The 15,765-nt window shown below is 36.5% G+C and carries 11 protein-coding genes; 6 read left to right on the forward strand and 5 right to left on the reverse strand.

The window, feature by feature from the left end; all coding sequences use genetic code 11:
* Positions 1-55: 55 nt before the first annotated feature.
* Positions 56-244 (reverse strand): hypothetical protein, encoded by a 189-nt coding sequence (locus AC4AGG_RS06615; protein ID WP_489771201.1) that lies wholly within the window; start codon positions 242-244, stop codon positions 56-58.
* A 141-nt stretch (positions 245-385) separates the two neighbouring features.
* On the opposite strand from AC4AGG_RS06615, the gene AC4AGG_RS06620 reads away from it, so the two are divergent.
* Positions 386-2,470, forward strand: coding sequence for a prolyl oligopeptidase family serine peptidase (locus AC4AGG_RS06620; RefSeq protein WP_489771212.1), 2,085 nt, complete (start codon positions 386-388; stop codon positions 2,468-2,470).
* 74 nt (positions 2,471-2,544) lie between these two features.
* Here the strand turns inward: AC4AGG_RS06620 and AC4AGG_RS06625 are convergent, their stop codons facing one another.
* The 4 genes from AC4AGG_RS06625 to AC4AGG_RS06640 all read right to left on the reverse strand — a co-directional run bounded on the left by AC4AGG_RS06625 (position 2,545) and on the right by AC4AGG_RS06640 (position 8,620).
* A complete protein-coding gene (locus AC4AGG_RS06625) occupies positions 2,545-4,560 on the reverse strand; it encodes a DUF3857 domain-containing protein (RefSeq protein WP_489771202.1) in 2,016 nt (671 codons plus the stop codon).
* Positions 4,561-4,617: 57 nt separating this feature from the next.
* A complete protein-coding gene (locus AC4AGG_RS06630; protein WP_489771203.1) occupies positions 4,618-7,209 on the reverse strand; it encodes a hypothetical protein in 2,592 nt (863 codons plus the stop codon).
* 119 nt (positions 7,210-7,328) lie between these two features.
* A complete protein-coding gene (gene yiaA / locus AC4AGG_RS06635; RefSeq protein WP_489771204.1) occupies positions 7,329-7,802 on the reverse strand; it encodes an inner membrane protein YiaA in 474 nt (157 codons plus the stop codon).
* Positions 7,803-7,825: 23 nt separating this feature from the next.
* Positions 7,826-8,620 (reverse strand): DUF2797 domain-containing protein, encoded by a 795-nt coding sequence (locus AC4AGG_RS06640; RefSeq protein WP_489771205.1) that lies wholly within the window; start codon positions 8,618-8,620, stop codon positions 7,826-7,828.
* Positions 8,621-8,830: 210 nt separating this feature from the next.
* Between AC4AGG_RS06640 and AC4AGG_RS06645 the strand changes: the two genes are divergently transcribed.
* The 5 genes from AC4AGG_RS06645 (at position 8,831) to thiL (ending at position 15,643) form a co-directional block, all read left to right on the forward strand.
* Positions 8,831-9,853, forward strand: a complete 1,023-nt coding sequence (locus AC4AGG_RS06645; RefSeq protein WP_489771206.1) for a GDP-mannose 4,6-dehydratase — start codon at positions 8,831-8,833, stop codon at positions 9,851-9,853.
* Positions 9,854-10,001: 148 nt separating this feature from the next.
* Positions 10,002-10,223 carry a DUF2795 domain-containing protein gene (locus AC4AGG_RS06650; protein ID WP_489771207.1) on the forward strand — a complete coding sequence of 74 codons (222 nt, stop codon included), beginning with the start codon at positions 10,002-10,004 and terminating at the stop codon, positions 10,221-10,223.
* A 103-nt stretch (positions 10,224-10,326) separates the two neighbouring features.
* Positions 10,327-13,398, forward strand: a complete 3,072-nt coding sequence (secA, locus tag AC4AGG_RS06655; protein ID WP_489771208.1) for a preprotein translocase subunit SecA — start codon at positions 10,327-10,329, stop codon at positions 13,396-13,398.
* Positions 13,399-13,555: 157 nt separating this feature from the next.
* The gene (locus tag AC4AGG_RS06660; RefSeq protein ID WP_489771209.1) at positions 13,556-14,530 is read left to right on the forward strand and encodes an ROK family protein; all 975 of its coding nucleotides are present in this window, start codon (positions 13,556-13,558) and stop codon (positions 14,528-14,530) included.
* Positions 14,531-14,590: 60 nt separating this feature from the next.
* Positions 14,591-15,643 carry a thiamine-phosphate kinase gene (gene thiL / locus AC4AGG_RS06665; RefSeq protein ID WP_489771210.1) on the forward strand — a complete coding sequence of 351 codons (1,053 nt, stop codon included), beginning with the start codon at positions 14,591-14,593 and terminating at the stop codon, positions 15,641-15,643.
* Positions 15,644-15,765: the final 122 nt, after the last annotated feature.

Raw genomic sequence — 15,765 nt, forward strand, 5'->3', positions numbered from 1 at the left:
AAAAAATCCGTTCGGAAGGAACGGAAGCAAAAATTGTCAAATATGATGTAGATGACTACCTCATCTCTAAATATTCGATTCCATGATTAAGGTCTTCGTCGTCTTTGTCAGAGAAGTTCTGATGAAAATCTTCGTACTCTCTATCATCCACATTTCCTTCTAAAAACTTCTTGAAAGCGATAATACCAACAACAATAACGAGTCCAAGAATCCCAGCTGTAATAATACTTTGCTCTTTTTTCATAATGATTAATTTTCCACTGTTAAGATACAAAATCTATTCCTAAATCTGTTTCTAAAATGTTATCTATTGTTAAATTTTACTTAATTTTGAAAAAATTGAACGTTTATGAAAATCCGTTACACCCATCTTTTTCTCAGTGCTATGATGATTACTTCTTGCGCAACCCAAAAAAACACGTCTCTTACTTATCCTGAAACCAAAAAAATCGACCACAACGACACCTATTTTGGCGAGACAGTTTCTGACCCTTATCGATGGTTAGAAGATGACCGTGCAGAAGACACCAAAGACTGGGTGCAGAGAGAAGTCGCTTTCACCAACCAGTATTTGGACAAAATTCCATTTCGTGAAAAGATCAAAAATCAACTGCGAGAAATCTGGAATTACGAAAAAATTTCGGCTCCCTTCAAAGAAGGAGACTATACTTATTTCTATAAAAATGATGGATTGCAAGCTCAATCTGTATTATACAGAACTGACAAAAATGGTAAAAACGAGGTTTTCTTAGACCCTAACAAATTTTCAGAAAAAGGAACTACGTCTCTTGCGGGAATCTCTTTCAACAAAAAAGGAAACCTTGTGGCGTATTCCATCTCCGAAGGAGGAAGCGATTGGACCAAGATTATCATTATGGATGCTGTTTCCAAAAAAATTCTTGACGAGCCTATCGTTGCAAAATTTAGCGGAGCTTCTTGGCTTGGAGACCAAGGTTTTTTCTACTCTGTGTATGACCAACCCAAAGAAGGAAGTGTACTATCCGGAATGACTGATACTCAAAAAGTCTATTTTCACAAATTAGGAACCAAAGGAAGCGAAGACCAACTGATTATCGGTGGCGAAGACTTCAAGAGAAGATATATGGGAGTTGGCGTTTCAGAAGATGAAAGATACCTCATCTTAAGCGCAGCTAATGCAACCAACGGAAACGAATTGTATATCAAAGATTTAACTCAAAACAAAACTGACTACACTCCAATCCAAAAGGGATATGATTACAACACTGACGTGGTTGACACCAAAGGTGATTGGATATACATTTTGACGGACAAAAATGCACCCAACATGAAGTTGCAAAAATTCAATATTCATAAGCCTAATGTTTGGACAGATGTTATTCCTGAGACAGAAAATGTACTTTCGGTTTCTACTGGAGGAGGTTATATTTTTGCAAAATACATGAAAGACGCTGTCTCTTATGTCAAACAATATGACTTTGATGGGAAGCTAATTAGAGAAATTAATCTTCCAGGAAAAGGAACTGCAAGCGGTTTTGGAGGCAAAAAAGATGAAAAAGAAATGTACTATTCTTTCTCTAACTACATCACTCCAGGAACAACTTACAAATACAATGCGGACACCGGGAAATCTGAAGTTTACCAAAAACCTAAAGTTAAATTTGATCCAGATAATTATGTTTCCGAACAAGTTTTCTTCACTTCAAAAGACGGAACCAAGGTTCCTATGATCATTTCATATAAAAAAGGTCTGAAGAAAGATGGAAAAAATCCAACCATCTTATACAGTTATGGCGGTTTCAATATTTCATTAACCCCTTCTTTCTCAGTTGTTAACGCAATCTGGATGGAAAATGGTGGAATCTATGCCGTTCCTAACATTAGAGGAGGAGGCGAATATGGTAAAAAATGGCACGATTCAGGAACCAAAATGCAGAAAAAAAATGTATTCAATGATTTTATCGCTGCGGGAGAATATTTACAAAAAAATGGTTACACCTCGCCTAATTATATGGCAATCTCTGGACGTTCGAACGGAGGTCTATTAGTTGGAGCGACAATGACGATGCGTCCTGACTTAGCAAAGGTTGCTTTCCCAGGTGTAGGTGTTTTGGATATGCTTCGTTATAACAAATTCACAGCAGGAGCTGGTTGGGCTTATGACTACGGAACAGCCGAAGATAACAAAGAAATGTTTGAATATTTAAAATCTTATTCACCAGTTCATAACGTGAAAAAAGGAGTTTGTTATCCATCAACAATGGTGATTACCAGCGACCACGATGACCGTGTTGTTCCTGCGCATTCCTTCAAATTCGGTGCTGAGCTTCAGGAAAAACAAAGTTGCTCAAATCCTGTCTTGGTAAGAATCGAAGTTAATGCAGGACATGGAGCAGGAAGAAGTACCGAACAAGTCATCGGAGAATATTCAGACATGTTAAGTTTTGCTTTATACGAAATGGGAATCAAAAGCGTCAATACTGGCAAGTAATTGATCCTTCCCTTTCTCCTCATAAAAAAGTCATTCTTTCGAATGACTTTTTTGTTTTTATTTCCGAATTAAATTTATTTAAACCATTTCGAAATTTTATTCTTCAATAGATTAGAAACTCCCGCCTCTATAATATCTAATCCTAAACCGAAATTGCTATCATTGATTTTGAGATAATCCTCTCTCACTTTTGGCATTTCCTCATTTGGGATTTCGAGGTTGGTTTTGGGATGATATTCTATATAAGCAGAACCTCCATTTTTGTGAATTTTCTTTTTGATTTCGTGGGTGAAATAGGGATTCACAATTTTGTTTTCTTGCTTAGTATACTTTTCTTCGGTATCGATTCTTAAATCAATGTAAATATTGATTTCGTATCTCTCACTATCGAAACCATGCCAAAAAGTAGAATCTCTACTGTTGAATTTCTTCACAGAATCTTTCAAGGTATTGAAGTCATAGAACATCAAAAAGCGCTTTTTGTTCTTGTCAACGAAATACGGCTTCTCCAAATCTGCCCGGAAATGGACAATTACTTCATTATTAATTTTGTCATCTTGGGTAATTTTGATTTCAGGACTTTTAAATGCACTTCTAAAATCCTCTTCGTTTCGGTCATTATGAAAATTCAAGCAATAAAAAAGAGAATTCATCCAAGAATCCAATATTTCCTTCTTATTGGTATTTTTAAAATAATTTCTAATTCCGTTCGCCCTTCCATATCGGTACAAAGAAGTTAGCTCGATGCTTCCTTTCTCGTTTTTCGCCTCATAATTAATCGTTTCTTCTAAGCAAAATTTTGGATACTCATAAGAAGGACGAGTCGACAAAGTCTGGTCGGGAAGCACATTCATATAATGATAAAACTGCAATATACCTCTGTTCTCCAAAGTCCCTTCCTCGTCTTTAATCGTTGGGTCAACAAAGAACTCTTTTCCATTATGCTCGATTCTGACAATAACATGATTGAATGACAGCAACGAAGGCAAATAATACTTCATATAATAATCCGCCCTATAATTAACCACCACAATATCAGATTTCACATTGAGATAATCCAAAATAGATTTTAAGAAAACGGATTTTGCTTTGCAGTCACCTTGCTTAGACTGATAAGTCACCGAAGCTTCCTGCGGTTGATGCCCGTTCATTTCATTAGCATCATAGATATACTTGATCTGATTTTGGACATAATCAATTGCCCATTTAATTTTAAGTTCAGGATCCGAAATTTCATCAAGCTTCTGAACGATATCTGGTGCAATTTCCTTGATATCTGCTTTTGCTAAAATTGGTTCGTACAAAGGATAGACAAAATTAGAAAGCTCCTTCCATTCTGCATCTGTGGCAAAATCTATAAATGGAAAAACCTCTCTCGCTGCATCTACTGGATTAAGGTAATTTTCTTCAAGAAAAATATAGGATTCGGATGGAGAGAGTGTTTTCTTTTCGGTGGGTAAAAGATTTCCATTGGAATCTCTAAAGAAGAATGGTTGATAAGCTACCACCTTCGATGTATTGTTAATCAGCTCAAACCTATAAGTACTATAACCCCAATAGACGTCCGGAGTAACGAAAACGTGTTTCATATACTCCTTTCGGATAAATTCTTTATCAGAATATTCATTGACTATCGTTCTTTCGACCACAATGGTATCGTATAGACGAAGGTCTTTGATGGAAATATTTACTTTTTTCGAATTGTTATAGACGCCTCCATCACTCTGGGTTTCGTTATCAAAAACTCTAATGTTGGTATCTGGAGTCTTATCAATCAGAACCCCTTCTCTCACTACCATAAATCGGTGAAAAATAAGATGTGAATTCTCATCCAAAAAAACATCTTCAACAGAAGCTACCTCCAAATTGCGAGATTGTGTCAAGGAATAGATAACGCAGGAATATTCCTCATTTTTATCTTTCTGATAATTAAGAACTTTGTTGATATAGAAACAGATGTCTTTGCCCTCTTCAATAAGTTGTTCGGAAAATGGAGAAGCTTTGGTCATCTCCAAAATTTGGTTATCTGTCGGTGATTTCACCCAATCCGGAGTTGCGGAAAAGGTGTACTTGTCGGATACTGTGCTCATTTGTTTTTTTATTTAATCAAAAGTAAAAAAATTTGAGTAAGAAAAGCTTTACAGACGTTAATTTTCCGCTGTCTCTTTTTTCTTGAAAATTTTTCTGAACACTCCTTTTTTTTCAGTTGGTTGACTACTTTCGGTGGAAGAGCCTTCGATGTATTCTTTTTTGATTTCTTTTATTTTTTTCTTGGCGTCATGGGTGATCTGATTCGCTTTTTGTTTGCCTTCAACAAATTCACCAATGAGACTTTTGGCAAGACCTTCTTCTACTCCCTTCCACAACAAATTAAAAAATGATTTTGTCTTGTCTCTCACCACATTGTCCACGACAACCACCTCAGAACCGGCCGTCGAATTAGTCCTCACCACCATATTGGCAACCGCAGAAAGAATTTTGCTTTTCTGGTGGTCGCTATTAAGAACTTCTATCAACAAATTCTGATGTTTCAAATGAAATTTTCCATTCAATCCGTCTCTGTTTCCTTTGAAATCAAATCCCACTTCCTGAATCAGACCCGTAATCTTAACTTTGAGATAAGGTTCCAAAAAAGAATTAACTCTTCCAGCTGGAAGCTGCGAAATATTTCCTTTAATTGAAAAATTGTCTTGCAAAGAAGAAGTATCCAGTTTCCAAAAGACCTTCATTGGAGCAACGTTCATCAATTTGCAATTAACATTGATGGGGACAGCGGTATTTCCTTTCTGCTTTCCTGAATTAATATTCTGAATATGCGCGTTGAAGTCTCCAAAAACCAATTTTCCTGGTCCTTCACTGGATTTTGAATCTTCTTCGTAAACCAAATTAGAGCTCTTGATATAAGTATTTTTAATAACCAATGGGAATTTAATACTTCGTAGTAAATCGGAGTACATTTTCTTTTTCGTCAAATCATCAGGCGGAATTTTGCTTCTAAAAATATCTGCATCCAGACCCAAAATATCCAATTTAGACGCGTTAACATATTTTCTCTCGGAAACCATATCCCAACTTCCCAACATTTTAATCTTGTCAACCGTCAACGTATAATAGTCTTTTTCCTTGGGAAGAGAGCGCACAAATTGTGCACGAGACAACTTTGGAATCATTTTGAAGTTCGAAATCTCGCAGTTGTTTTTAGAAAACTTGACAAGACCCATCGAGAATCGATAATCCTTATTCTCTGAAGTGAAATCTTTTGTCGTAAAGGAATAATTCCCCAATTTGAATGGCATTTTCGTAGACTTGATGGTCTCTTCGTTCATTTCGAAATCCGATAATTTTGCATAAAAATTATTGAGCTTAATCGGTTTTTTGTCCGTTTCGATGATCAAATTAGAATTCTCCACAAACAAATTCTTCATGGTTAATGGGAATTCTAAACTACTAAAATCAGGTTTCTTTCCAGTGGGTTTGGGCAACCAGATTTTACCATTAATTTGTTCGACTTTAACAAGATTACCATCCAATTTCAGTTTTTCCTCATAGCTCCAATCATTAAGCTGCAACTGTAATCGCTTGACACTTGCGTCCAACAACATCTTTCCCGAAAAAGAAGTTGTTGGTTTCAAAATCAAGCCTTGGAAATCACCATTCTTTCGAGACAATGACCAATTTTTAACAAAGATATTTTGACTCTTGGTCTCGAACGCCGTATTTTGCCCATTCAACTGAATATGCTCAATATGAAACGGAATTTTGTTTTTCCGAGTATCGTCATTTAATTCAAATTCAGAGATATTTGCATTAAAAGCATAGGTAGTAAAAACCGTTTTCTGCATTTTTTGCATTAGAATATCTGCATTTTTGACCGTAAATTGATGCACGTTAAAGTGATTCCAGTATTTTTTCTCACGAGCTTTCTTTGGTGCATTGGATTGATAAATTTTGACTTTAGGATTTTCCAAATAAACTTCTGAGACTTCGGCTTCTTGTTCTTCAAGGTCAAGTCCATTAACGTCTAAAAAATCTACTTGCGCCTCCAAAAGCATCTTCTTATCAGGATGCTTTTCATAAAACGTTTCTTGAGAAATCAAAGGTTGAATTTTAATATTCTTAATCATAATGCGTTCCTTCTCAGACTCAATACTTTTGGCAGTAATGATATGAAGCGAGTCTGGCTGTAAGTAAAAATCAGCTCCGCTCACATTGTAATCTTCAAAAACCATTGGAAGTCGATTCTTGACGGACTCTTCCGACATTTCCAAATTAGATATCTTGATATTAAGTTGGTTTACCGAGAAAAATTTTTCACCGCTCGACCGAAAAATACGGATATCTCCTTCTTTAATGAATATTTTTTTGAGTAAAAGCTCGGTGCTTTTTTGTGCTCCCTTTTGTTTTTTGACCTTGCTTAAAATCAATTTTAAATTAGGGCGTGCCATTGAAATATTAGAAGTGGTAATTTCCCCCTTGAAGAATGCGTCGTACAATGCAATTCGATCGACCTTAAGAGAGTCAATACTTCCTTCGATCCCCATCATCTCTTGAGTGACATTGCTTTTATTACGAACCGAAACACCTGTCGCAAAAATATCACCGCTCAAAAGCTTAACATCTAAAGTTTTGTACGAGACCTGATAGTTAGAATTCTTCTTGATAAGCGCAGGAAGTCGATTCTTCAACCAATAATTGAACCCCAAATTACCAAACAACACCAACAAAAATGCGGTGCCCAAGAAATAGGATAATATTTTGAATCTTTTGTTCACAAAAAAAGCGAAAATTCTACTAAACTAATTTAGTCAAATTTTCGCTAATTCTCTCTTTTTTAAAAAACTATGGAGCAAGAGTTGCTTTACATCTTCTCCATCGCTTCAATTTGCTTAGTATCTCTGGTGTTCTTTTGGACTGCGATTGCGCCAAAAACACTTAAACAAAATGACATTGCGTAAAATCCTTTTTCGCTCAATAATAGTTCCGCATTCCAAAGTCCGATCACCAACAAAACCAAAACAGCAATAATGGCAAACCAACTTAATCCATAATAAAGTTCCGTCACTGGCAAACCTTCCGCTTTATCTCTCACACTTTTTTGTACAGAGATTACCGCAAAAAGACCAAAAAGCAATAGTGTGAAATAATATCCCTTTTCGTTAAGTTCCATCGTTGCATTCCAAAGTCCGATGCAAAAACCTACCGTCCCTATAAATAATGCTGCCCAAGAAGCGCCAATAAAAGCGGGCGTTGGCTTCAATGGATTACGCGTCCCCGAATTTCTAAACGAAAAATCTGGTTTCTTGTCCGTTGTATTTTCTTTGTTTGTTTCCATTTATGTTTTTTTAATTGTTTGTTTTATAACGTTTCGAGGGAAATTACATATCCTTCATGACCTCTCAAATTAATAACGTTTCCCCCATCAAAACAAAGATACTGTCCTTTGATTCCCCTTAAAACGCCTTCAAACTCAGGTTTTTTATCCAAAGTAAAACTCGTGACTTTATCTGGTTTTACATAAGGGTAATCCAATTTCCAAATCTCTTCTTGTTCTGAATAGAACTTTTGGAAGTCTAACGGAAAATATTGCTGAATCTTATTTCGAAAATCCGCCAAATCCATATCTCCCTCATAATCATCTTCTAACATTTTTTTATAATTGGTTTTATCAGGAAGATGTTCTTTCAATGCAACCTCAATCATACCCGCTTCATAACGATTCTCCGTTCTTGCAATGGGAAGCGCAAAAGTCGCTCCTTGGTCAATCCAACGTGTTGGAACCTGCTTTTCTCTGGTAACACCAACTTTGACATCGCCTGTATAAGCCAAATACACCACATGCGGTTGAAGCTGGATTTCTTTTTCTACCTCCAAATCTCGCTCTTCTTCACCAAGGTGAGCACGAGAAAGTTCGGGTCTAATGATCGTGTCACTGGCATAAGGACTTTCAAAAAAACATTTTTTGCAGAAACCCATTCGATAGATTTTCTCGTCGCTATCGCAATTCACACATTGATAACCTGTGTGCTTTATAGAGATGGTTTTGCCAATAAGCTGATTCATATTGATTAAATCTCCCGAAAGATTGAGGTAATATTGTATAGGTTCCGCCAATTGGGTGGTCATTTTTAGGATTTGTCCTTGAAAGTGCATTGCTACAAAATTTTGAGTAAAAATAAAGATTAAATTCTTAAAAACTAATTTTAACACTTAGGTCAAGTTAATCACATTCAATTTCCTTATCTTACCAAATGTTTTTTGACACAGCATCACTAATAAAATGTTGGGGCTAATGGTTTATTTAATAAATTTGCAAAACCTCAAAAAGCACTTTTGACTTCAAAAGGAAAAAAAAGAATAGAAATGACTTATCTGGTTACAGGCGGAAGCGGTTTTATTGGTTCTCACTTGGTAGAACAATTGCTAAAAAACGGACATTCTGTCATTAACATTGACAATTTTGATGATTTTTACGACTATAAGATAAAAATCAAAAATACTCTGGAATCATTAGGAAAACCAACTGATTTTGATTTCAAATCGAAAGAAGAAGACCTACAAAAATTGTCCAAAGAAACTTCAGCAGATAACTATCATTTTTATTTTCAAGATATTAGAGACAAAGAAGGGTTAGAAAAAATTTTTGAAAAACATTCCATTGACCTTATCATCCATCTTGCAGCTTTAGCTGGGGTAAGACCCTCGATTGAAAGACCTTTAGAATATGAGGCGGTTAACATCACCGGAACCATGAATCTTTGGGAATTGAGCAAAAAACACAACATCAAAAAGATGGTGATTGCTTCAAGCTCAAGTGTTTACGGAAATAACGAAAAAGTTCCTTTCGCTGAAACCGATAATGTTGACAAACCGATTTCACCATACGCTGCGACCAAAAAAGCAGGTGAAATCCTGGGTCATGTTTATCATCAACTATACGACATAGATATGATTCAATTAAGGTTTTTTACAGTCTACGGACCACGTCAAAGACCAGACTTAGCAATTCATAAATTCACAAAATTAATTAGTGACAACCAAGAAATTCCTTTCTATGGCGACGGTTCCACAGCTCGGGATTACACCTTTATTGATGACATCATTGACGGAATTCTTAAGTCTATTAAGTACTTGGAAACCCATAATAATGTTTACGAAATTATCAATCTTGGTGAAAGTGAAGTGATTACACTCAACGAAATGGTTCTTTCCCTGGAAAATGCCTTGGATAAAAAAGCGATGAAGAACTTGCTCCCAATGCAACCGGGAGACGTGCAGAAAACCAACGCTGATATTACCAAAGCAAAACAATTATTGGACTATCAACCTACCACCAATTTCCAAAATGGCATAAAAAAATTTGTGGAATGGTTTTTGAGAAAGTGAGAAAGGTTTTAGAGATGAAAACCTGTTAAAAAGTGATTCGGTATACTTCGTTTTACTAAATTGACTTTTAACACAAAAAATTGAAAATCAGACTGAAAAAATTTGTAGTCTGATGTATTTTTTTACATTTGCAAAAAATATTAAAAATATGTATTGGACATTAGAATTAGCTTCTTATTTGAGCGATGCGCCTTGGCCGATGAATAAAGCAGAACTTATTGATTACGCCATCAGAACTGGTGCTCCAATGGAAGTAGTAGAAAATCTTCAAGCCATCGAAGATGAAGGAGAAATCTATGAATCTATTGAAGAAGTCTGGAGTGATTATCCAACGGACGAAGATTTCCTTTGGAACGAAGACGAATATTAAAAGCACTTGGCTGATTGTGACTTACGATTAGCCATTTTCATTTAGAATTATTTTAATTTAATAAAAAGCACAAGGCATAATCGCCTGATGCATCAAGAAGAAAATGAGTTTTTTAGACAAAGTTCTTAAAGGTTTTTTAGGTGATAAGAACGCCAAAGACTTAAAAGAAGTAAAGAAGGTAGTTGCAAAAATCAAATCTGTTGAATCCAAAATTGGAGAATTAACCGATGATGGAATTCGTCAAAAGACGTTGGAATTTAAAGAAAAAATTAAATCCGCAACGGCTAGATTCACAGAAGAAGTCAACAAGACCAAAGAGCAAATTGCCACCACCACTAACATTGACGAGAAGGAAGCCCTCTTCGACAAAATTGAATTAATCAAAAAAGAAGCCTACAATGTAGAAGAAAAGGTTCTTGCCGAGATTCTTCCAGAAGCTTTTGCCTTGATTAAGGAAACGGCAAAAAGATTAGCTCAAAACGGCGAACTTCGAGTGACTGCAACAGAAATGGACAAGAGACTTGCTTTAACCAAAGATTTCGTAGAAATTTCTGGTGATACCGCAATCTACAAAAACTCATGGAACGCAGCTGGAACAGCGGTAGTTTGGGACATGGTTCATTACGACGTACAATACATCGGTGGGGTTGTTCTACACGAAGGTAAAGTAGCTGAGATGGCAACTGGAGAAGGAAAAACTCTAGTTGGTACGCTTCCAATCTATCTTAACGCCCTTCCAGGAAGAGGTGTTCACGTAGTAACGGTTAACGACTATCTTGCAAAAAGAGACTCGGCTTGGATGGGTCCAATCTATCAATTCCATGGATTAACCATTGATTGTATCGATAACCACCAACCTAACTCAGATGGTCGAAGAAGCGCATACAATTCCGATATCACTTACGGAACCAATAACGAATTTGGTTTCGATTACTTAAGAGATAATATGGTTACTTCTCCTGACCAATTGGTACAGAGAGAACTTAACTTTGCAATTGTGGATGAGGTTGACTCCGTATTAATTGATGACGCAAGAACACCATTAATTATTTCTGGACCAGTACCTCAAGGAGATAGACAAGAGTTTGATGTTTTGAAACCATCCGTTGACCGAATTGTAGATGTGCAAAGAAAAAACATCTCTACCATCTTCAATGAAGCTAAAAAATTAATTGCTCAAGGAAACACTAAGGAAGGAGGCTTCAAATTATTACAAGCTTATAGAGGTTTGCCAAAATCTAGACCTTTAATCAAATTTCTTTCCGAAAGCGGAAACAGAGTACTCCTTCAGAAGACTGAAGCTTATTACATGCAAGACAACAATCGCGAAATGCCGAAAGTTGACAAAGACTTGTATTTTGTAATAGACGAAAAAAATAATCAAATCGACCTTACTGATAAAGGTATCGAATATATGTCAGCTGGAAACGAGGATAAAGATTTCTTCGTGTTACAGGACATTGCAACCGAAATTGCAGAACTTGAAGCCAAAAACTTATCCAAAGAAGAAGAATTCGCTGCTAAAGAAGAATTGTTCCGTGATTTTGCGATTAAGTCAGAACGTGTTCACACCATGAATCAGTTGCTTAAAGCTTATACCCTTTTCGATAAAGATGACGAGTATGTGGTAATGGATGGCGAGGTAAAAATCGTTGACGAATCAACAGGTCGTATCATGGAAGGAAGACGTTATTCCGATGGTCTTCACCAAGCAATCGAAGCGAAGGAAAATGTAAAAATCGAAGCAGCAACTCAGACTTTTGCAACGATTACATTACAGAACTACTTCCGTATGTATAATAAGCTTGCTGGGATGACTGGTACTGCTGAAACGGAAGCTGGGGAGTTCTGGGAAATCTACAAATTAGATGTTGTGGTAATCCCAACTAACAGACCTATCCAAAGAGATGACAGACAAGATTTGGTTTTCAAAACCAATCGTGAAAAATACAATGCCGTAATTGAAGAAATCGAAAGATTAACAGGAGCCGGAAGACCAGTATTGGTAGGGACGACTTCAGTTGAAATTTCACAATTACTTTCGAAAGCATTACAATTAAGAAAAATCCAACACCAGGTGTTGAATGCTAAACTTCACCAGAAAGAAGCTGAAATTGTTGCTCTTGCGGGAAGACCTGGAGTTGTAACTATTGCAACCAACATGGCAGGTCGTGGTACCGATATCAAGTTAAGCGATGAGGTGAAAAAAGCAGGAGGATTAGCTATCGTAGGTACAGAAAGACACGACTCTCGTCGAGTTGACAGACAGTTGAGAGGTCGTTCTGGACGTCAAGGAGACCCGGGAAGTTCTCAATTCTATGTTTCTTTGGAAGATAACTTGATGAGGCTTTTCGGTTCTGAAAGAATCGCAAAAATGATGGACAGAATGGGTCATAAAGAGGGAGAAGTAATTCAACACTCAATGATTTCTAAGTCTATCGAAAGAGCTCAGAAAAAAGTTGAAGAAAACAACTTCGGTATCCGTAAGAGATTATTGGAGTATGATGATGTAATGAACAAGCAAAGAGACGTTATCTATAAGAGAAGAAAGAATGCTCTTTTTGGTGACCACTTGAAGTATGACATCAATAATATGATTTATGATGTATCTGCAAGCCTTGTTAACAAAGGAAAAGTTGAAGGAGATTACAAAGAATTTGAGTATGCCGTAATCAAAAACTTCACAATGGACGCTCCTTTCTCCGAAGCAGATTTCAAAAACAAAAATGCGCAGGAACTTACAAGCCTACTTTATAAAGCAGCAGTTGAAGATTATCAAAACAAATTGACTTTGTTGAAAGAGAAATCTTTCCCAATCATAGAGAATGTATACAAAAATCAAGGACAAACGTTCAAGATGATTCAAGTGCCGTTTTCGGATGGCGTGAAGACCATGACCATTGTTACAGACCTAGAAAAAGCATACGAAACTCAGTGTCAAAGTTTAGTTGACGATTTCGAAAAGAATATCACTCTAGCAATTATTGACGAAAACTGGAAACATCACTTAAGAGAAATGGATGACTTGAAACGTTCTTCTCAAGGTGCCGTATACGAACAAAAAGACCCACTGGTTATCTACAAACAAGAGTCATTCTATTTGTTCAGCGAATTGGTTGAAAAGGTTAACAAAGAAGGTATTTCCTTCTTATACAAAGCAGAAATTCCTGTATAATTGATATTAAATCAAAAAATATTTATAAGACTCCCATAAATCTATGGGAGTCTTTTTTTTCTAGAACAAGATTTTTGTCAATTTTTCTCAAAAAAGAGAAACTTCAAAATAATTAATTCCAAATTTTGCTTAAATTTAAGGTCTTTAAAAATTCACTATGGCACTAGTAGACCTTTCAAAACAAATTGCAATCGGAATTGATATCGGTGGAACCAATACAAAATTTGGACTCGTTAATCACCGAGGAGAAATCTTATCTAAGGGATCAATTAAAACAACTGATTTCGAAAAAGTTGAAGATTTTGTAAATGAATTATACAAAAAAATTAAACCTCTCATTGACAAATGTGAGAAAGGTTCTAGATTAGACGGAATTGGCGTTGGTGCTCCTAATGGAAACTATTACAACGGGACCATCGAGCATGCTCCCAACCTCAAATGGAAAGGCGTTATCCCATTCGCGGAGATGATGAGCACAAAGTTTGGCGTACCTTGTAAAGTAACTAATGATGCTAATGCGGCAGCTTTAGGAGAAATGATGTATGGTGCAGCAAGAGGAATGAAGGACTTCATCATGGTGACTTTGGGTACTGGTGTAGGAAGTGGAATCATTGCTGGTGGTCACCTCATCTATGGACACGATGGTTTTGCAGGAGAATTAGGACATACCATTGTAAAACCAGGAGGAAGAAAACACTGGAGTACAGGCTCTGAAGGCAGTTTAGAAGCTTATGCTTCAGCAACAGGGATCGCAATTACTGCAAAAAAATTCCGAGCAGAGTTTCCAGAATCAATGCTTAATGACTATCCTGAAGAACAAATCAATGCTAAAACCGTTCACGAATGTGCACTACAAAAAGACCCAACTTCCATCGAAGTTTTCCGCTATACAGGTCAGAAACTAGGTGAAGCTTTGGCTAACTTTGTAATGTTCTCTTCACCTCAAGCCATTTTGCTATTTGGAGGAGTCATCAAAGCGGGAGATTTTCTTTTGAAGCCTACAAAACTTCACATGGAGCGAAATCTTCTTCCAATTTTTAGAGGAAAAGTAAAACTCGTTTTCAGTGAATTGGACGAAGCGGACGCTGCTATCCTTGGTGCAAGTGCATTAGTTTGGGAGAATAAAAACTAACTTTTTTTTAAAAAATATTAAAATTATTGCGCACCTTTGGGTGCGTTTTATTTATATAGCATGTTAGAAGACAGAAATCAAGAATTAACACCCATTTCAAAATTGGGCGAATTTGGCTTAATCAAGCACTTAACCAAAAATTTTAGTTTAAATAACCCTTCATCGGAATTATCCGTAGGAGACGATGCTGCCATTATAAATCCTGAAGGAAAAAAAGTGGTAGTGACAACCGATACTTTAGCGGAAGGCGTCCATTTCAATTTGGGTTACGTTCCTTTAAAACATTTGGGCTATAAGGCTGTCGTTGTTAACCTCAGCGATATCGCCGCCATGAATGCTACTCCGACTCAAATTTTGGTCTCTTTGGCTGTTTCTAATCGCTTTCCAGTCGAAGCTTTGGACGAAATTTATTCTGGAATTCAATTGGCTTGTCAACGCTACAATGTAGATTTAGTAGGTGGAGACACTACAAGTTCTAATGCGGGATTAGTGATGACAATAACTGCGATAGGTCTCGAAAATGAAGAAAAAAACGTAAAAAGAAGCACTGCAAAACCAAATGACCTACTCGTCGTAACAGGAGATTTGGGAGGCGCATATATGGGACTTCAAATTTTGGAGCGAGAACACGCCGTATATCTTGCCAATCCTAATATGCAACCCGAAATGGCTGGCTATGATTATATCCTAGAACGTCAACTAAAACCTGAAGCAAGGACAGATATCAAAAAGATTCTCGAAGAACTCGACATCCAACCAACATCGATGATTGACATTTCCGATGGGCTCGCTTCTGAAATTCTTCATCTTTCCGACCAAAGCAAGGTGGGATTCAGGCTTTATGAAGAGAAAATTCCTTTGGATACCCTTACCATTTCGACTGCAGAAGAATTTAACCTTAATCCGGTGATGTCAGCACTTTCTGGTGGTGAAGATTATGAATTATTGTTCACCATTACCCCAACGGATTTTGATAAAATAAAAAATCACCCTGATTTTACTATCATCGGACATGCTGTTGAAGAAAATGGAGGAAACTTTATGGTATTGAGAGGAAGTAATGAACTTTCTGAGATTACAGCACAAGGATGGGACGCTTTTTTGAATAAGTAAACCTTTAATTGAAAAGAATTATTTAAAACTGCTGAATTTTATTCAAATTAGAACTTATATAGGATAACTGACGGTCTTTTTCAGAGCTTTGCTTTTAAAAAATATTGTCAGTTATTTTAATT

It is taken from the genome of Chryseobacterium sp. CG10_8 (genome assembly GCF_058117085.1).